The sequence below is a fragment of the Maribacter sp. UH1 genome (assembly GCF_056839145.1).
In genome coordinates this window covers 797,639-815,781 of record NZ_CM166387.1, presented here as the reverse complement: position 1 = coordinate 815,781, position 18,143 = coordinate 797,639, and the positions used below count along the sequence as shown (strand labels likewise).

Here is an 18,143-nt window from a genome sequence, read left to right as displayed (position 1 = left end):
TTTCATTACAAGTATTTATGTTTAATGAACTTTACGTACAACTTCTATGGAATTAGAAATATCAAAGCAACCATTGAATTCATCAAATGTCCAGCCAGGTTCCATACCTGTTAGTCCGTCTTCATATCTAATGTAATATATAAAACATGTTCCTTCGCCAGCAGCATTAAAGTCTACAGACTTAAGATCTGCAATAGTTGGCGGAAGACCAAGTATTTTACCAGTTTCATCGGTAATGATCCAAGAGCTATTGGCGCCAGAAGCATTTTCATTGTTTATAGCGATACCGGTTACAAAATCAGAAGTTTCATCGACTATAAACTCAAAAGGACCTCCAGTAATCGTTCCGGCGTGTGGGGCTGTTCTTACCACTGTTAATGGGTTGGATAAAGCAAAATTTCCAGAAACATTGTTTGCATTCATGTCAACCTCTAGTCCTGTAATTTCACCATCGTATCTAGCGTACCATATAAGACAAGTTCCAGCACCTGCTCCATCAAAATTAACTCCTTCAACAGCTGCAAGAGTAGGCGGTAATCCTAATATTTTTCCTTGGTCATCAGTAATTACCCAAGTACTCTGTGAACCTGTAGCATTAGAGTTATCTAGAGAAATACCGTAAACATTGTCTACTTCACCATCAACACAAAAGCTAAATGGACCGCCTTCTAGCGTACCTGCACTTACACCCTGTAATCTTTCTACTTCAATGGCGTTAGACAGATCAAAGCACCCTGTTAAGTCTGCCGCATTACTACCCATGGTAGCACCTTCTAAACCATCTTCATATCTTAAATACCATATAAGGCAAGTGCCAGCACCTGCAGCATCAAAATTTACACCCTTTACAGCATCTAAAGTTGGTGGAAGTCCAAGAATATTTAAATCTTCATCAGTAATTACCCATGTACTATTAGTGCCCGAAACTTCAGAACCATCTAACATAATATCGGTAACAAAATCAGCCTCGCCATCCACATAGAATTTGTATGGACCGCCTATTAATTGACCGGCTTCTGTTTTGCTACGTACTACTTCTATAGCGTTTGATAGATTAAAATTACCCTGTAGGTCGTTTGCATTCATGTCTACCGCTAGTCCGTTCAATTCGCCTTCATAACGTAAATACCAAATTAGACAAGTACCTTCGCCTGCTCCATCAAAATTAACTCCCTCAACTGCATCTAATGTTGGTGGCAATCCTAATATTTTACCTTGCTCATCTGTAATTACCCAACTACTATTGCTTCCTTTGGCGTTAGAACTATCTAAAGTGATACCGTATACATTATCTACTTCCCCATCAACACAAAAGTTAAAAGGTCCGCCAGAGATAGTACCGGCATTTGCTGCATCCAATCTTGTAACTTGAATAGAGTTCGATAAACTAAAACATCCTTCAAGTTCGCCTGCGTTCATACCGGCTTCTGCACCTACAAGACCATCTTCAAAACGAAGGTACCAGATGAGGCAAACTCCAGCTCCGGCCATATCAAAATCAACTTCTTTGACTGCATCTAGAGTAGGCGGTAATCCAAGAATGTTAAGTTCGTCATCGGTAATTACAAAAGTGCTATTCGTACCTAGTGCACCTTCGGAATTTAATGTAATATCAGTAACGAAATCTGCATTGCCGTCAACTGTAAATTCATATGGTCCGCCAGAAAGAACACCTGCAATGGTTTCGTTTCTTTGAACTTCTATAGAATTGGATAGATCAAATGAGCCTTCAAAATTATTGGTGTTCAAGCCCATTTCCAGTCCTGCCAATCCTTCTTCATAGCGCAGATACCAAATAAAGCAAGTGCCTGCTCCAGCAGCGTCAAAGTCAACACCGTAGACCGCATCTAAAGTAGGAGGAAGGCCAAGAATGTTATTTTGGTCATCGGTAATAACCCAAGTGCTTAAACTGCCTGCAGAGCTTTCGCTATTTAGGGCAATACCATTTACCATATCTGGTATTCCATCTATACAAAAAGTAAAGGGACCACCGGCAATATCACCAGATGCGGGTATGATAACATCGGCAACGGCATTGTCGTCATCTGAACAACTTGCCATAACTAGCAATAGCATTAAAAAGGATAAAAAGTTGAAATTTTTCATATGTTCTGTTTTTTTTGGTTACAGACAAATGAATGAAAATGGTATAACAGGGTAATCACAAGAATATCAACATGTTGTGATAACTTCTGTGATGTTTTTGTGATAATTGATGAAATTTTCCGAAGATACTTAGTGTGGTGCTAGCTTATTGAATTTGAGATCTTTAAAGAATATAGTTCTATAAGACATAAAATATTTAAGAGGTTTGCTTAAAGATTGTATTATTTAAAATAAACAAGCTGTAAGGCAGTTTATTTTGAAAGTAAAGAGGTAATCTTCTGATTATAGATGGCTCTTTTTTATGTTTAAAATATAGCCATAAGTTTTTTGTAACCAGACCATCTGCATGTACTGTCGCTATATTTAAAAGATTCGTAGTTGTTAGTAAGAACATAAGTGTCTACGGTTGTGCAGCCGCCTAATTGTAAATCTCTTAATTGAAGCTCAAAATTAATAAGTTCTTTTATGTCTGATGGAGACAAAAGTTTTCTTTTATTATTAAAGTGTGCAGTTAAAATACCTTCATTATTTATGATTGTAATAGTTTGGCGTTCGTTATGAAAACAGCCAATAGATTTAATTTGAATGGTAAAATGATTTCCATTTTGTAATGATTCTACCATGGTTGGAAATCGTTCTACTGAATATTTGTATTCTTCGATAGCTTTAGAATCACTTAATGAAAAGCTACTTGTTAGTATAAAGATAGAAAGAAGGAAAATGTTTAATTTAAATATCATAAAAACTTAGTTTCAAATATTATGCCGATAATTTTGCTGATGGTAGGCAAAAGAATCGGCATTTATAAAAAGACCGTGAAAAGTTTCTATTGTGGCAGAATATTACATTTTAGTGCTCAAGAGGGCATAAAATGTTTCGATACCATAAGCAATCTGACCTATTTTTAAATTCTCATTGGGGCTGTGTTGATTGTTATCTGCGTTAACCATTGGTACAATAAACGCCGGAATCTTCAGTTCGTTTATGAAAGGGGAAATAGGAACTGTACCACCCATTATTCTTATTTGAACAGGCTTTTCTCCAAATTTTGCTTCCATTGTTTTTACAATACTATTCCCAAACGGATTATTCAAATCTGTACGAAAGGCATCTGTAACCGTACCTTCTTTTATGGTAACAATTTTATCATATTTAAGTCGGTCTTCCATAGTTGGTTCTGTACTCATAACATAAAAGCCTTGATTTTTAATATGCTCTGTTACTAATTTTTTAAGTCTGTTGCCATCAGATTCTGGTACTAATCTTAAATCTAATTCTGCGGTTGCTGTAGCAGGTAAAATTGTTCTTGCCTGATCACCGATCCATCCAGAGCCCAAACCTCTTATGTTTAAAGAAGGGTATTGTAAAGCTTCTTGATAAAAACTACCTACTTTTTCAGGAGTTAAAATTGCTAGGTTTTTATTGATTTCTTCAATATTATCTGGCACACTCTTTAAAACTTCTAATGTAGTTTCATCTAAGGTTATTCCGTCATAATAACCTTTTATTAAAACCTTACCATCAACATCTTTCATAGTGGCTAGAAGTTGCGCTAATTGAAAACCGGGGTTTGGAGCGTAATTTCCGTAATGGCCACTATGCTGAGGTTTAATAGGTCCGTGCGTGGTAATGGATAATGTTGTAATTCCTCTGCAACCATAAATTACAGTTGGTTTGCCAGAAACATGAACCGGACCATCATTGATAACTAAAAAATCTGCTTTAAGTAAGTCTTTATAGGTGCGCACAGCTTGCGGTAATGGGGCACTACTTTTTTCTTCTTCACTATCTAAAATGACTTTTACATTATACGGTATGTCGATACCATCTTTTTTAAGCGCATCAATAGCATTTAAGAACATAATAATAGGTCCTTTATCATCAGAAGTAGATCTGCCAAAAAGTCGCCAATCATAATTAATATCATCATCTAATTCTGAAAATGATTCTTTTTTCCAACCATCGTTAGATTTAGATTTTAAAACTACTTTGTAAGGGTCCGGTTGGTCCCATTTAGTAGCATCAACAGATTGCCCATCTAAATGCATATAAAACAAGATGGTAGGTTTATTATCATCCATTGGTAAAGCTGCAAAAAATAGCGGTAGACCTTCTGTCTCTAAAATAGTACTGTTAAAACCTCGTTCTGTAAATTTCTTTCTAAGCCAAAAAAGGTTAGTATCTATATCATCTGCGTTTAAAGCATCATTAGGTATGGCTACAAATTCTCGTAATTCTGTAATAGCATTTGCTACTTTAGATTTTATTAAAATGGAGTCCTGTGAGTAGCCGGAATAAAGAGTTATAGTTAATAAAAGGGTAAGTAGTTTTTTCATGTTAGTTCTCGTGGATATATTCTTTAAATGTAAGCAAATTGAAGGGAACTGTACTCTAATTATAAGGTAGCATTTGTTAAGGTTTTCTATATAAAAAATGAATAAACTTGTTAAGGCTGTTTTAGAAGTAGGGTAGAAAATGAAAAAGGTTGCCCAATTAAGACAACCTTTTTCATTTTCTCAATATAGAATGAGCTAACAATTATGTAAATGACTAAAAATTGTCAATTTAATCCGAAGTTTTTGAGTTGATTATCTTCATGATAATTAAACGAATTAAAAGTATAAAAGGAAAGCCGTGTAAAACTACATCAAACCAATCCATGAAGACCATTCCTTTTGCTCCACCAAAAATCCATTTCAGTTTACCCCAAATATGGGGTTCGGGAAAAAACGGTGCTAAGCCCAAGGTAAGGCATAGTAGAATAATTAATTTCCAATTATTTAAAAACTCTTTCAAATTAGCGTATTAAATTAGTGAACTCAGCGGTTTTTTCGGTTCCATTAGCAGTCAAATGCTTAATAAAAGCAGAACCGATAATAGCACCTTTAGCAGTTTTAGTTGCCTGCTTAAAAGTTTCTTCGTCTTTAATACCGAAACCTACTATTTGAGGGTTCTTTAAATTCATTGCGGCAATACGTTCAAAATAACTTTCTTGTTCTTGCCCAAATCCGGATTTTGATCCTGTAACACTTGCAGAACTTACCATATAGATAAAGCCATCTGAAGCCTTGTCGATCTGATCAATACGTTCGTTACTAGTTTGTGGTGTAATAAGGAAAACATTTAAAAGTCCGTATTTTTTAAAAGTTTCTTCATAATATTCCTGATAAACATCTAACGGAAGATCGGGTAGAATAAGTCCGTCGATACCAATTTCCTGACATTTTTTGCAAAAAGCCTCAACACCGTATTGTAGCATGGGGTTAAAATATCCCATGATAATCAATGGTATAGAAACCGTTTTACGAATATCTTTCAATTGATTGAAAAGTACTTCGGTAGTCATTCCGTTTTTCAATGCAGCAGTAGAGCTTTCTTGAATTGTTGGTCCGTCTGCTAAAGGATCACTAAATGGTAATCCTATTTCAATCATATCAACCCCATTCTTTTCTAAATCTTCAATGATTTTAACGGTATCGTTGAGTGCAGGGTAACCAGCCGTAAAATATATGGAAAGAAGCTTTTTGTCTTCTTGTAATTTTGTTGTAATTCTATTGTTCATAATAGTATTATGCTAGCTTAAAATAATCTATATATGTATTCAAATCTTTGTCTCCACGACCAGAAAGGCTAATAACGACAACATCATCTTTTTTAAATTTTTTATGTTCAAAAATTGCAAACGCATGTCCCGTTTCAATAGCAGGAATAATACCTTCTAATTGTGAAAGTTCCAATCCTGCAGCCATAGCTTCATCATCTGTTGCCGAATAAAATTCTGCGCGACCAGATTTGTAAAGATGCGAATGCATTGGACCAACGCCAGGATAATCCAATCCTGCGGAAATAGAGTAGGGCTCCGTAATTTGACCATCTGTTGTTTGCATCAACATGGTTTTACAACCATGAATAATACCTACTTTACCAAGTGCGGAAGTTGCGGCACTTTCGCCAGAATTTACTCCTTTACCAGCAGCTTCAACGGCAATAATACCAACCTCAGGTTCATGTAAGAAATGATAGTACGTACCAGCTGCGTTACTACCGCCACCAATACAAGCCACTACGTAGTCAGGGTTTTCACGACCTTCTTTTTCTTTTAATTGCCATTTTATTTCTTCTGATATTACAGATTGAAAACGTGTCACCATATCTGGGTATGGATGTGGACCAATAGCTGACCCAATAATATAATGGGTATCTACCGGATTATTGATCCAATCTCTAATAGCTTCGTTCGTGGCATCTTTTAAGGTTCTACTTCCGGATTTTGCAGGTCTTACTTCTGCGCCTAACATTTTCATACGAGCCACGTTAGGTGCTTGACGGGCAATATCAATTTCACCCATATAAACAATACATTCCATGCCCATTAGGGCACAAACGGTAGCGGTGGCAACACCATGTTGCCCAGCACCGGTTTCGGCAATAATTCTTGTCTTACCTAGCTTTTGAGCCATTAGAATCTGACCAATGGTATTATTTACTTTGTGCGCACCAGTGTGGTTTAAATCCTCTCTTTTTAAATATATTTTACAGCCGTGCTTTTCAGAAAGACGTTTAGCAAAATATAGGGGAGAAGGTCTACCAACATAGTCTTTTAAAAGTTGATTGAATTCTTTCTGAAAAGAATCTTCATACATCAGTTTTAAATAATTTTGTCGTAGTTCTTCAACGTTTGGGTACAACATTTCGGGTATAAAGGCACCGCCAAATTCACCGTAGTATCCTTTTTCGTCAGCATTATAATTCATAGCGCTTCTTTAAACTTTTGTAATTCTTCAATATTTTTTAAACCCGGTTCTATTTCAAATCTGCTATTTACATCAATGGCATAGCAATACTTAGACTCGGGGCTTTTTATAAATTCATTAATCTTATCAAGATTGTTCAGCCCAATTCCACCGCTTAAAAAGAAAGGTTTGGTAGAAGGGTAATTTTTAAGAACAGACCAATTGAATGTGTAACCATTACCACCTGGTAATTTTCCTTTGGTGTCAAAAAGAAAATAGTCGCACACATTTTCATAAGGTGTTAGTACATCAAAATTGAATTCCTCTTTAATAGAAAATACTTTTATAATGTCGACTTTATGATTCAATTTCTTTAATTCAGCTGCAATTTTAGTACAATAATCTGGAGTTTCATGACCGTGCAATTGCAGTCCTTGTAATTGATATTTCTGAACTGTATTAATGATGTAATCTAACTCAGCATCAACAAAAACTCCCACTTTACTAATCGTATGTGGAAGTTCGGGGATTTTACCTTCAAAAAACCGAGAAGAAGGTTCCCAGAAAATAAAGCCCAAATAGTCTGGTCGCAATTGAGCAACTTCAGTCGTATTCAGTTTCATTCCACAAATTTTCAGTTTCATTAGTTTTTTAAGTTTTTGATGAATTCAATGGCGCTTTTGCCTGGGTTCTCTGTCTTCATAAAATTCTCACCAATTAAAAAACCTTCATAACCATAAGGTTTTAATTCTTTGATTGCATCAATAGAACTAATACCGCTTTCAGAGACTTTGACGAAATCATCTGGTATCAATTTCGATAAGGATTTGCTAGTATCTAAACTAACCTGGAAAGTTTTTAGGTTTCTGTTGTTAACTCCTAACATATCTAAGCTTGGCATTATAGATTTATGAAGTTCTTCTTCATTATGTACCTCTAATAAAACATCTAAGCCTAAGCTTTTAGCAAGTTCAGAATAGGTCTTAATTTCTTGTTTTGTTAGAATTGCTGCGATAAGTAAAATAACATCTGCGCCATATGATTTAGCTTCAATTATTTGATATTCGCTAATAATAAACTCTTTCCGCAATAATGGAAGTTGAGCCGATGCACGTGCTAGAATTAAATCTTCAATAGCACCACCAAAATATTTAATATCTGTTAGTACGCTCATTCCGCAAACTCCTGCTTTTTCATAACCCATTGCTACCTGACCAACATTTGCGTTCTGGTTAATACTTTCTTTAGATGGCGATCTGCGTTTAAATTCAGCAATAATACCCGTATCACTATTTTTAAGTGCTTGTGCTAAAGAGTTGGTTTTTCGATTAAAAAGTACAGATGCTTCATATTGCGACACCGGAATGATCGATTTTTTCAATTCAACCTCTTTGCGTTTATCGGCTACTATTTTATCTAGAATATTCATGAAATATATGTTCTTTATTCCCTCGTCATTCCAAGGTATGAAGTAATATGCTTAATTTCTGCTTAGTTCTTGTATTTTCTTCAAAGCCGCTAGTCCGTGTCCTCCCAATAAAGATTCTTTAGCTTTTTCAAAACCCTCAAGAGGAGTTAGGTTTTCTACCGTAGCAATGGCGATACCTGCATTGGCACATACCACATTGTTTTGCGGCTCAGTACCTTTGCCTTGTAAAACGTTCATGAAAATTTGAGCGGATGATTCTATACCATCACCACCAACAATATCCGATTGTTTAATTTCTGCCACACCAAAATCAGATGGTTTTAGCATTGCCTCGGTAGTATTTGAAATGGTCTTGGTGCTACCTGTCAATGATATTTCGTCATAACCGTCTAAAGCATGTAGCACAGTAAAATTCTTATCGGTTTTCTGATAAAGATAGCCATACATACGAGCTAGCTCAAGGTTAAAAACACCCACCATTTGGTTTTTTGGAAATGCAGGGTTTACCATTGGGCCTAACATATTAAAGAATGTTTTCACTGCTAGATCTTTACGAATAGGAGCCACATTTTTCATAGCAGGATGAAATAGGGGAGCGTGTAATACACAAATACCTGCTTCATCAATACATTTTTCAAGGAAGCCGGCATCGTTGCTGAATTTTATCCCTAAAAATTCCATTACATTACTACTACCGCATTTAGAAGATACACCGTAATTACCATGTTTAGTAACTTTGATACCAGCGCCAGCAGTAACAAAAGAAGAAAGTGTAGAGATATTAAATGTGTCTTTACCATCACCTCCAGTACCACAAAGGTCAATAGGATTGTAGGTGGATAAATCTACCGCTAAACATAAATCTAGCAATGCATCTCTAAATCCTTCAAGTTCTTCAATAGTAATACTACGCATCATATATACTGTTAAAAAAGCAGCAATCTGACTTGTGTTGTAATCACCTTTAGCAATATTTACCAAAATGCGTTTCGCATCTTCTTTGGAAAGTATTTCGTGATTAATAAGTTTATTAAGTGTCTCTTTCATAGGCCCCACCTAACCTCCCCAAAGGGGAGGAATAAAGGTCTCCTTATTTGTTTTTATTCGTGTTAGTCTTCATCCTTTTATTTAGTTTCCCCTTAAGTAGCTAGGAACGTAACCAATTTTCTAACATTTTTTTACCCTGTAGCGTAAGTACCGATTCGGGATGAAATTGCACGGCACGTACATCATATTCCTTATGGCGTAAAGACATTATTTGTCCGTTTTCATCAACCGACGTTGTTTCTAAAACTTCTGGTAAATCAGTATTTACCACCCAAGAATGGTATCTGCCAACTTCCATTTCATTTGGCAGCCCTTCAAAAATAATATCATCTTTTGTGATTTTTATTTTAGTTGCAATACCGTGATACACTTCATCCAAATTTATTAGGGAACCACCAAATACTTCAGCGATTGCCTGTTGCCCTAAACAAACACCAAAAATACTTTTAGTAGGTGCATACTTTTCTATGATTTGTTTTAATAATCCAGCTTCATCAGGAATACCTGGACCTGGAGAAAGTACAATTTTATCAAAAGCATCAACCTCTTTTAGGGTAAGCTGGTCATTACGTTTTACAATAACCTCGCAACCTAATTCCTCTAAATAATGCACTAGGTTATAAGTGAAACTATCGTAATTATCTATAACTAATATTTTCTTCATCTTAAATGTCTTCAGCTATTTCTAATGCCTTGGTCAAAGCGCCTAGTTTGTTATATGTTTCTTGTAGTTCGCTTTCTGGGTTTGATGCAGCGACCAATCCGGCACCAGCCTGATAATGTAGTTTATGATTTTTACTTAAAAAAGTTCTAATCATGATGGCATGGTTGAAATTTCCATAAAAATCCATAAAACCTATAGCGCCACCATAATACCCACGACTGGTTTTTTCATATTTTTCTATAAGTTGCATGGCCATGTGTTTTGGAGCTCCACTTAATGTGCCAGCAGGAAAAGTGTCAGCTACCACTTTCATGGTAGGTATATCACTTTTCTTCATTCCTGTAACCTTAGAAACTAAGTGTATGACATGGGAGAAGAATTGCACCTCTCTATAGTTTTCTACCTTCACAACACTACCGTTTCTACTAAGGTCGTTACGGGCAAGATCTACTAACATAACATGCTCACTGTTTTCTTTATCGTCGGTCTTTAGTTCTTTGGCAAGTTGCGCATCTTGTTCATCGTTTCCGGTTCTTTTAAAAGTACCCGCAATAGGGTGTATTTCAGCTTTACCTTCGCTAACGATCAGCTGCGCTTCTGGTGAACTGCCAAATATTTTAAAATCACCATAATCAAAATAGAATAAATATGGAGACGGATTAACAGAGCGTAAAGCTCTATACACATTAAACTCATCACCTTTAAAACCTTGAGAAAAACGACGGCTTAAAACTAGCTGAAAAACATCGCCACGTTGACAGTGTTTTTTAGCTAGTTCTACATGTTCCCTGTATTCCTCATCTTTTAAATTAGATTCTCTATTGCCCTCTATTTTAAAATTATAAGTAGCAAAATTTCTAATACTTAATAGTTGCTCTAATTCAGGAATATTATTCTCTGTATTGTAGCAATGTGCAAAAAGATAAGCTTCGTTCTTATAATGATTTATAGCAATGATATTTTGATATACGGCATAGTAAATATCTGGTATATGAACAGAGTCATCTTTAACCGATATATCTACATCTTCAAAATACCGAACGGCGTCGTAAGCCATATAACCGAACAAGCCGTTATTAATGAATTTATAGTCGTTGTTATCTGCTTTGAAAGTTTTACTGAAAGTATCTATAATCTCTACAACATTAGTATCTGCTGTAACCTGAATTTCTTCAGTAGCCCCATCAGGAAATTGTTTGACAATGATTTCATTCTCCACTTTAATAGAAGCGATTGGGTTGCAACATATATAAGAGAAACTATTATTGTTAGCATGATAATCGCTGCTTTCTAATAAAATACTATTCGGAAAACGGTCTCTTATTTTTAGATAAACACTTACCGGCGTCATGGTGTCGGCAAGAATTTTTTTGTGATATGTCTTAAATTGATAGGTCATAGGTACTTTTATAAAATAAAGAAGGCTTGTCGTGATGACAAGCCTTTATATAGTTTTACTACAATGATGCTTTGCTCACGATGTTTTTCGTAAGTTGTTCCACCACCAAGTATTTGCGATTAAATTTTTCATTGAGCATCAAATATAAAAAGGAAATTTAAACTATCAAACTTTAGCTTGTCAAAAATAAAAATCCCTTTGAAATTTATCAAAGGGATTTTAAATTGTTGTAATTTGATTGTATTAAAACGATTATAGTGCTAAGTCTACAACCAAATCAAAATCATCATAGATAGCTTTATCACCTAGGTTATCGAAAAAGCTTCCAGAACCATACTTGATGTCATATTTTGTTCTGTCTACCTTAAGAGTTGCAGTAGCTTTATTTTCAAACATAGAAACCACAAGAGTTACAGGCTTTGTAATACCTTTAATGGTTAAGTCGCCAGTTACGGTGTATGAATTGTCGTTCATGGCTTTAACAGAAGTAAAAACCATTTTTGCAGTTGGGTTACTTTCTACACCAAAGAAATCAGCGGATTTTAAGTGACCTTCAAGCTTTTCTTTTCCTTTACCGGCTTCTAGGTCAGTATTGGAAATTGAAGTCATATCAACAACAAATTCTCCACCTATTAATTTTTTGCCTTTCATTTCTAAATGACCAGATTTTAGATTGATGGTTCCTTCATGAGAACCAGTAACCTTATAACCTTTCCAAGTCACTGAACTTTCGCTGACTTTTACTTCTTTTTTCTCTGAGTCGATAGGATTAGAAGCTGTTGCTGTAAATCCAAAAACGGCAACGAATACTAAACTTAATAATGATTTTTTCATGTGTCTAATTTTAAAATGATTGTGTTTAATTTATATATGTGTAATAATTTGTTCTTTAGAATATCTCACTTTAGGGTAGTTTTGCGTCTCGTCTTCAGGAGATCTATAGCCAACAGCTAAAACTACCGCAGCATTTAAACCTTTATCGTTAAGACCTAAAATTTCGTTGTACTTTGCATTTTCAAAACCTTCCATTGGGCAAGTGTCTATTTCCATTTCTGCCGCTACCGTCATTAAATTACCTAATACAATGTATGCTTGGTTTGATGTCCAAGAGCTTTTTTGGGCATCTGGTAAATCTAATAAAGTTGATTTCATTGTCTGTGAAAAACCTTCAAGATCTTCTTTGGAAAGACCTCTAGTTGCCATAATATTAGCAATATATTCATCTATCATAGTGCTATCAAAAGTAGGTTTGTTGGCTAAAACAATGATGTAGGATGCATCTGTTATTTGAGGTTGGTCATAAGAAGCTTTTCTTAGTTGAGTTCTTATGTCCGCATTTTCAATAACGTATATGTGGTAAGGCTGAAGACCGTATGATGAAGCTGTCAATCTTGCTGCTTCTAATAAGGTTTCTAAATTCTCTGTGCTCACTTTTTTAGAGCTGTCGAATTTTTTGGTGGCATAGCGCCAGTTTAATTTATCTATTAATGTGTTCATTATAGTTCTTAAAATTTATTTAATAGTTCATTGAGTTCGTGTAATTCTGTCTCGTCAAAATTTTCAAGCATTTTCTTCTCGGCTTCAAAAAGTATTCCATCAATATTGCTTAGCATTTGTAAGCCACTTTCTGTGATTACAATTTCTACCTTGCGCCTGTTTTTTAGGCAGATAGTTCTATTGACTAAACCTTTTAAGATTAATTTATCTACTAGGCGAGTGGTGTTGCTCATCTTTGTAACCATTCTTTCGTTGATGGTAGAAAGATTAGCTGGTTTGCCATTTTGACCTCTAAGAATTCTTAAAACATTAAATTGTTGAATAGAGACATCAAAAGGTTTAAGTACCGTTGCTATTTCTTCGTCAATTTTATTAGCAACCAAAGCTATATGTATAAGCGTCCGTTTCTCTAACGGCATCTGTTGGTTGGTTTTAATGATTTCCTCTACATTCATGTTGATACAATAATTGTATATACAAATGTATAATTATTTTTAGTATTCCAGTTTAGGTGTAGATTAAAAATTTGTTAAATTCGTGTGTAGTATTCTAATAAATAAAAATCGATTATTTTTACTACTTATAATATATACTATGGCAGATTTATCACAACAAGATTGGGAAGAGCAATTAGAGAAAGATTCTAATGCAGTAATACTAGATGTTAGAACAGAAGAAGAAATAGAGGATGGGATTATACCTAATGCAATAAACATTGATATTTATAAAGGACCAGAGTTTGTAGCGGAAATAGAGAAGCTAGATAAAACTAAAAATTATTATGTGTATTGTAGGTCTGGCGCAAGAAGTGGTCAAGCATGTGCAATTATGAATAACTTAGGTTTTGACAAGACATTTAACCTTCAAGGAGGGTTTATGAATTGGGAAGGCGAAACAGCTTAGTTTTATTTCTTTTAAAAAAATGACCCGCTTAACGGCGGGTTTTTTATTTTTATAGAATGAAGGAAGACTTGCTTCATTTTATTTGGAAGTACAAGAAATACCCCTTAAAGGGACTTGTGACTACGTCTGGCGAAGTAGTGCATGTAGTATCTGCAGGTCTGCATAATCATTTGAGTGGTCCAGATTTTTTTAATGCTCAAATAGAATTAAACGGGCAATTATGGGCAGGTAATGTTGAAATTCATATAAAATCATCAGATTGGTATGCACATAATCATCAAGAAGATGATAACTACAATAATGTTATTTTGCATGTGGTATGGGAAGATGATGTAGCTGTTTTTAGAAAGAATGGAACAGAAATACCAACTTTGTCTTTAAAAGAAATCATACCCTTAAAGTTACTGCATACCTATCAAGGACTTTTTAATAGTAAAAATTATAAATTCATTAATTGTGAAAACGAGTTTAAAGATGTTGATGAGTTTTTAAAGAGCAATTTGCTTGATCGTTTATTTGTGGAGCGATTAGAACAGAAATCAATTTTTATTAATCAACTATTAAAGGAAACAAACAATGACTGGGAGCAGGTGTTGTTTTTAATGCTTTTAAAAACCTTTGGTTCTAAAATTAATAGAGAATCGTTTATTGAGATCGGAAAGTCAATTGATTTTTCAATTATCCGTAAGTTGTATGGAAAACCCATACAAATGGAAAGCTTGTTCTTTGGGCAAGCAAATTTATTGGATAGAAAAAATAGTAATGACACCTATTTGGCGGAATTAAAAAAGGAGTATGAATTCTTAAAACATAAGTTCGGTTTAAGCCCTGTTTTTAAGTCTCCAGAGTTTTTTCGTTTAAGACCATCAAATTTCCCAACTATTAGACTAGCTCAATTGAGCGCTCTATATTCAGAAAATAATAACCTATTTCATTTATTGATAGAAAGTGCTCAGACTGACTTTTCTGAAATCTTAAATATAGGAACATCTGAATATTGGGAAACCCATTTTAACTTTGGTAAGGTTTCGAAAAAAAGTAAAAAAAGAATTTCAACTTCGTTTTTGAATTTACTGCTTATAAATACTATAATTCCTTTAAAGTTTGCTTTTAGTAGGTATAAAGGTGGTTTAGATGATGAAAGGTTTCTAAAAATGATGTCAGAAATTAAAAAGGAAGAAAACAGTATTATAACTAACTTTGGTAAGCTAGGCGAAAGGCTTGAAAACGCTAAGGATTCTCAGGCATACCTTCAGTTATATACTAACTATTGTGTAAAAGACAAATGTTTAGATTGTGCGGTAGGGGCTTCATTAATGAATATAAAAGTCTAATTTTATAGCCCATGAACGTATTTTATAAATTACTACATTATTTTCAAAAACGGGGGTATGAGGTATGCGGTAGAATCGCGGAAAGATTAGGTATAAGGGCTAGAGTGGTAAGAACATCATTCATTTATCTCACCTTTGTTACCGTAGGCTTTGGGTTTGCACTTTATCTGTTCTTGGCTTTTTGGCTTAGAATAAAAGATTTGATTTATACAAAACGAAATTCGGTTTTTGATCTTTAGCATATGATGAAATTATTTAAGTCTAAAATATATTTAGCATTGACTTTAATGCTGATGGTTTTGGCTTTTGGGGTTTTAGGGTATCGTTTTGTGGCAGACTATTCTTGGGTCGATGCATTTTATATGACCATAATAACGGTAACCACTGTTGGTTTTTCAGAGGTTAGGCCAATGGGTCCCGAAGGAAAAATTTTTACCATAATTCTTATAGTTACAAGTGTATTTATAGTTGGTTTTGCTATTACAATAGTTACCGACTACCTCCTCTCTAGAAATTCTGTAGAACTACTTAAAAAGAAAAAAATGAAAAACGCTATAGCAAATTTAAATCAGCATGTTATCGTATGTGGTTTTGGTAGAAATGGTATGCAAGCTGCTGAAAGGCTAAAAGCATACAAAAGACCTTTTGTAGTTATAGAGAAAGATAAAGAGGTGATAGAGCGTTATGAAGATGATGTTTTATTTATTGAAGGCGATGCCAACGATGATGACATATTGTTAGAGGCGGGTATAGAAAGAGCTCAGTATTTAATTGCTACTTTGCCAGATGATGCAGCCAATCTTTTTGTAGTATTGTCCGCAAGGCAAATGAAAAAGAATCTTTTTATTATCAGTAGGGCCTCTTTGGTTAATTCACAAAAGAAATTATTCTTGGCAGGAGCTAATAAGGTAATTATGCCAGATAAAATAGGTGGAGACCATATGGCATCTCTAGTGGTAATGCCAGATCTTATTACATTTATGGACAAGCTCTCTATGGAAGGTGAACATACTACTAATTTAGAAGAGGTTGCTATAGAGGATTTTGCGGATCAGATTGAATGTAATTCTTTACGGGATTTAGATTTACGAAGAAAAACAGGATGTACCATTATAGGTTATATTTCACCTGATGGTGAGTATACTATAAATCCAGAAGCGGATATGGAATTACAGCCAAAAAGTAAGGTTATAGTATTGGGCAGACCAGAACAAATTAAGAAATTGAACGAAATGTTTAATATAGAATAATCATCTTTCTACCATATATATTTGATTGCATCCATTATTTTTAGGATATTGCTAGACAAACTAACTCAAAAATAAATTCTAAACTTATGAAGTATAAACTTCTAAACCTGTTTACCTTTTTATTTCCCTTTTTAATATTTTCTCAAGAACAAGGATTGGATCAACAAATTGATCAAGCTTTTCAACCTATTTCCGACTTCTTTTCAGCGGTAATTTTCTTTAATGTTTGGCATGATCCAGACATTCCATTTGTATTAGTGCTATTGGTAGGTAGTGCATTATTTTTTACTATCTATTTTGGATTTCCTAACATTAGATTCTTTGGTAAAGCCATTAATACTGTTCGTGGTAAGTATGAGGATATTGAAAAACATGGAGCGCAAAATCTTTATGGTGAAGATGGTATTGCTCAAGGTCAAGATTTGACCAACGTAGATATTGAAGACCATCTAGTTAGTATGGAAAATGATTTGGCTATAGATGGTGATATCATTGATACTATTAGAGATGAAAGTTCTGAAGGAGAAGTTAGCCATTTTCAGGCATTGGCAACTGCAGTTTCCGGTACTGTTGGTAACGGTAATATTGCAGGTGTAGCTTTAGCTATTGCTTTGGGTGGACCTGGAGCTACCTTTTGGATGATTGTATGTGGACTTTTAGGTATGTCCTCAAAATTTGTGGAATGTACACTTGGTGTTCAGTATAGAGATGTAGGTGAAGATGGTACCGTTTATGGTGGACCAATGTATTATATTAGTAAAGGTCTAAAGGAAAGAGGATTTGAAACTATAGGAAAAGTTGCCGCGGTTATATTTGCAATTTTTTGTATTGGAGGCTCTTTTGGTGGTGGTAATGCAGCTCAGTCAAACCAAGCTACAATTGTTATCAAAGAACTTTTTAATTGGCAGAGTACTGCTGCTGGGGCTATTGTAGGTCTTGTGCTTGCTATCCTTGTTGGGGTTATTATAATAGGTGGTATTAAGCGTATTGCCCAGGTAACAGAAAAAGTAGTGCCTTTCATGGCGGTAATGTATATTGTTGCTTGCTTGTATATTATTCTTAGCAACTTTACCCTTGTAGATGATGCAATTTCTTTAATAGTTGCAGAGGCATTTAAGCCTACGGCAATTGGTGTAGGTAGTCTTATTGGTGTGCTGTTGGTTGGTTTTAAAAGAGCGGCATTTTCAAATGAGGCCGGTGCTGGTTCAGCATCTATTGCGCATTCTGCGGTAAGAACAAAATATTCAGCTTCTGAAGGTTTGGTGGCTTTGTTGGAGCCTTTTATTGATACAGTTGTAATTTGTACAATGACGGCAATAGTTATTATCATCTTTAATTTTGGTGGCGCATTTACGTACGGTGGTGATGGTACAGGTGCAGTTTTAATAGATGGTATGCCTTATGAGGGTGCTGGTATTACTGCTGTTGCGTTTGCTGAGTATATTCCTTATTCTAATATATTCTTGACTATAGCGGTAGTATTATTTGCTGTTTCTACCATGATATCTTGGTCTTATTACGGACTGCAATCTTGGAAATATTTATTTGGTAGAGGTAAAACAGCTGATATGGTTTATAAATTGTTATTCTGTACGTTTATAGTGATAGGAGCTGCAGCAAGTATGAAATCTATTTGGGCTTTTTCAGATGCAATGATATTTGCGATGGTATTCCCTAATATGGTAGGTCTGTTCTTCTTGTTTCCAGTTGTGAAAAAGCAATTGAATAGATATTTAGATGCGATCAAACTAAAGTATGACGCTATAGAAGATTAAGAATTA

The 18,143-nt window shown here is 34.8% G+C and carries 19 protein-coding genes; 5 read left to right on the top strand and 14 right to left on the bottom strand.

The genetic code is table 11. From position 1 onward, the window contains the following. Positions 1 to 21 precede the first annotated feature (21 nt). From UH1x_RS03565 to UH1x_RS03500, 14 genes are all read right to left on the bottom strand, one after another. Positions 22 to 2,106, bottom strand: a complete 2,085-nt coding sequence (locus tag UH1x_RS03565) for a hypothetical protein (RefSeq protein ID WP_482625141.1) — start codon at positions 2,104 to 2,106, stop codon at positions 22 to 24. Positions 2,107 to 2,411: 305 nt separating this feature from the next. Beyond that, a complete protein-coding gene (locus tag UH1x_RS03560; protein ID WP_482625139.1) occupies positions 2,412 to 2,846 on the bottom strand; it encodes a hypothetical protein in 435 nt (144 codons plus the stop codon). Positions 2,847 to 2,948: 102 nt separating this feature from the next. Beyond that, positions 2,949 to 4,442 (bottom strand): M20/M25/M40 family metallo-hydrolase, encoded by a 1,494-nt coding sequence (locus UH1x_RS03555; RefSeq protein ID WP_482625137.1) that lies wholly within the window; start codon positions 4,440 to 4,442, stop codon positions 2,949 to 2,951. Between the two features lie 229 nt (positions 4,443 to 4,671). Next, a complete protein-coding gene (locus tag UH1x_RS03550) occupies positions 4,672 to 4,902 on the bottom strand; it encodes a hypothetical protein (RefSeq protein WP_482625135.1) in 231 nt (76 codons plus the stop codon). Position 4,903: 1 nt separating this feature from the next. After that, a complete protein-coding gene (gene trpA / locus UH1x_RS03545; RefSeq protein WP_482625133.1) occupies positions 4,904 to 5,668 on the bottom strand; it encodes a tryptophan synthase subunit alpha in 765 nt (254 codons plus the stop codon). Positions 5,669 to 5,675: 7 nt separating this feature from the next. Next, positions 5,676 to 6,860 (bottom strand): tryptophan synthase subunit beta, encoded by a 1,185-nt coding sequence (gene trpB, locus UH1x_RS03540; protein WP_036155979.1) that lies wholly within the window; start codon positions 6,858 to 6,860, stop codon positions 5,676 to 5,678. After that, positions 6,857 to 7,483 carry a phosphoribosylanthranilate isomerase gene (locus UH1x_RS03535; RefSeq protein WP_482625131.1) on the bottom strand — a complete coding sequence of 209 codons (627 nt, stop codon included), beginning with the start codon at positions 7,481 to 7,483 and terminating at the stop codon, positions 6,857 to 6,859. The genes trpB and UH1x_RS03535 overlap by 4 nt, the downstream gene beginning before the upstream one ends. Beyond that, entirely contained in the window at positions 7,483 to 8,268 is a 786-nt protein-coding gene (gene trpC / locus UH1x_RS03530) for an indole-3-glycerol phosphate synthase TrpC (protein ID WP_482625129.1), read from the bottom strand. Before trpC ends, UH1x_RS03535 begins: the two co-directional genes overlap by 1 nt. A 51-nt stretch (positions 8,269 to 8,319) precedes the next feature. Beyond that, complete coding sequence (gene trpD / locus UH1x_RS03525) at positions 8,320 to 9,315, bottom strand: anthranilate phosphoribosyltransferase (RefSeq protein ID WP_482625127.1); 996 nt, start codon at positions 9,313 to 9,315, stop codon at positions 8,320 to 8,322. 100 nt (positions 9,316 to 9,415) lie between these two features. After that, complete coding sequence (locus UH1x_RS03520) at positions 9,416 to 9,979, bottom strand: anthranilate synthase component II (RefSeq protein WP_482625125.1); 564 nt, start codon at positions 9,977 to 9,979, stop codon at positions 9,416 to 9,418. 1 nt (position 9,980) lies between these two features. Then, positions 9,981 to 11,378 carry an anthranilate synthase component I family protein gene (locus UH1x_RS03515; RefSeq protein ID WP_482625123.1) on the bottom strand — a complete coding sequence of 466 codons (1,398 nt, stop codon included), beginning with the start codon at positions 11,376 to 11,378 and terminating at the stop codon, positions 9,981 to 9,983. Between the two features lie 252 nt (positions 11,379 to 11,630). Continuing rightward, positions 11,631 to 12,212 (bottom strand): YceI family protein, encoded by a 582-nt coding sequence (locus UH1x_RS03510; protein WP_482625122.1) that lies wholly within the window; start codon positions 12,210 to 12,212, stop codon positions 11,631 to 11,633. Positions 12,213 to 12,242: 30 nt separating this feature from the next. Beyond that, positions 12,243 to 12,875, bottom strand: a complete 633-nt coding sequence (locus UH1x_RS03505) for an NAD(P)H-dependent oxidoreductase (RefSeq protein ID WP_482625121.1) — start codon at positions 12,873 to 12,875, stop codon at positions 12,243 to 12,245. An 8-nt stretch (positions 12,876 to 12,883) separates the two neighbouring features. Continuing rightward, on the bottom strand, positions 12,884 to 13,330 hold the full coding sequence (locus UH1x_RS03500) for a MarR family winged helix-turn-helix transcriptional regulator (RefSeq protein ID WP_482625119.1): 447 nt from the start codon (positions 13,328 to 13,330) through the stop codon (positions 12,884 to 12,886). A 139-nt stretch (positions 13,331 to 13,469) separates the two neighbouring features. On the opposite strand from UH1x_RS03500, the gene UH1x_RS03495 reads away from it, so the two are divergent. The 5 genes from UH1x_RS03495 to UH1x_RS03475 all read left to right on the top strand — a co-directional run bounded on the left by UH1x_RS03495 (position 13,470) and on the right by UH1x_RS03475 (position 18,137). Continuing rightward, entirely contained in the window at positions 13,470 to 13,778 is a 309-nt protein-coding gene (locus tag UH1x_RS03495) for a rhodanese-like domain-containing protein (protein ID WP_396633720.1), read from the top strand. A gap of 56 nt (positions 13,779 to 13,834) precedes the next feature. After that, positions 13,835 to 15,112: a DUF2851 family protein gene (locus tag UH1x_RS03490; RefSeq protein ID WP_482625117.1), complete on the top strand. Its 1,278-nt coding sequence runs from the start codon at positions 13,835 to 13,837 to the stop codon at positions 15,110 to 15,112. An 11-nt stretch (positions 15,113 to 15,123) separates the two neighbouring features. Further along, the gene (locus UH1x_RS03485) at positions 15,124 to 15,351 is read left to right on the top strand and encodes a PspC domain-containing protein (RefSeq protein ID WP_073247339.1); all 228 of its coding nucleotides are present in this window, start codon (positions 15,124 to 15,126) and stop codon (positions 15,349 to 15,351) included. Between the two features lie 3 nt (positions 15,352 to 15,354). Beyond that, entirely contained in the window at positions 15,355 to 16,362 is a 1,008-nt protein-coding gene (locus UH1x_RS03480; RefSeq protein ID WP_482625115.1) for a potassium channel family protein, read from the top strand. A gap of 86 nt (positions 16,363 to 16,448) precedes the next feature. Continuing rightward, on the top strand, positions 16,449 to 18,137 hold the full coding sequence (locus UH1x_RS03475; protein ID WP_482625113.1) for an alanine/glycine:cation symporter family protein: 1,689 nt from the start codon (positions 16,449 to 16,451) through the stop codon (positions 18,135 to 18,137). The last annotated feature ends 6 nt before the right edge of the window (positions 18,138 to 18,143 follow it).

What these genes read in the sequence shown, in the direction of transcription:
- UH1x_RS03515 (WP_482625123.1), bottom strand. Translation starts at nt 11,378, where the DNA reads ATGACCTATCAATTTAAGACATATCACAAAAAAATTCTTGCCGACACC.
- UH1x_RS03495 (WP_396633720.1), top strand. Translation starts at nt 13,470, where the DNA reads ATGGCAGATTTATCACAACAAGATTGGGAAGAGCAATTAGAGAAAGAT.
- UH1x_RS03500 (WP_482625119.1), bottom strand. Translation starts at nt 13,330, where the DNA reads ATGAATGTAGAGGAAATCATTAAAACCAACCAACAGATGCCGTTAGAG.
- UH1x_RS03490 (WP_482625117.1), top strand. Translation starts at nt 13,835, where the DNA reads ATGAAGGAAGACTTGCTTCATTTTATTTGGAAGTACAAGAAATACCCC.
- UH1x_RS03520 (WP_482625125.1), bottom strand. Translation starts at nt 9,979, where the DNA reads ATGAAGAAAATATTAGTTATAGATAATTACGATAGTTTCACTTATAAC.
- UH1x_RS03560 (WP_482625139.1), bottom strand. Translation starts at nt 2,846, where the DNA reads ATGATATTTAAATTAAACATTTTCCTTCTTTCTATCTTTATACTAACA.
- trpD (WP_482625127.1), bottom strand. Translation starts at nt 9,315, where the DNA reads ATGAAAGAGACACTTAATAAACTTATTAATCACGAAATACTTTCCAAA.
- UH1x_RS03555 (WP_482625137.1), bottom strand. Translation starts at nt 4,442, where the DNA reads ATGAAAAAACTACTTACCCTTTTATTAACTATAACTCTTTATTCCGGC.
- trpC (WP_482625129.1), bottom strand. Translation starts at nt 8,268, where the DNA reads ATGAATATTCTAGATAAAATAGTAGCCGATAAACGCAAAGAGGTTGAA.
- UH1x_RS03510 (WP_482625122.1), bottom strand. Translation starts at nt 12,212, where the DNA reads ATGAAAAAATCATTATTAAGTTTAGTATTCGTTGCCGTTTTTGGATTT.
- trpA (WP_482625133.1), bottom strand. Translation starts at nt 5,668, where the DNA reads ATGAACAATAGAATTACAACAAAATTACAAGAAGACAAAAAGCTTCTT.
- UH1x_RS03505 (WP_482625121.1), bottom strand. Translation starts at nt 12,875, where the DNA reads ATGAACACATTAATAGATAAATTAAACTGGCGCTATGCCACCAAAAAA.
- UH1x_RS03485 (WP_073247339.1), top strand. Translation starts at nt 15,124, where the DNA reads ATGAACGTATTTTATAAATTACTACATTATTTTCAAAAACGGGGGTAT.
- UH1x_RS03565 (WP_482625141.1), bottom strand. Translation starts at nt 2,106, where the DNA reads ATGAAAAATTTCAACTTTTTATCCTTTTTAATGCTATTGCTAGTTATG.
- trpB (WP_036155979.1), bottom strand. Translation starts at nt 6,860, where the DNA reads ATGAATTATAATGCTGACGAAAAAGGATACTACGGTGAATTTGGCGGT.
- UH1x_RS03535 (WP_482625131.1), bottom strand. Translation starts at nt 7,483, where the DNA reads ATGAAACTGAAAATTTGTGGAATGAAACTGAATACGACTGAAGTTGCT.
- UH1x_RS03480 (WP_482625115.1), top strand. Translation starts at nt 15,355, where the DNA reads ATGATGAAATTATTTAAGTCTAAAATATATTTAGCATTGACTTTAATG.
- UH1x_RS03475 (WP_482625113.1), top strand. Translation starts at nt 16,449, where the DNA reads ATGAAGTATAAACTTCTAAACCTGTTTACCTTTTTATTTCCCTTTTTA.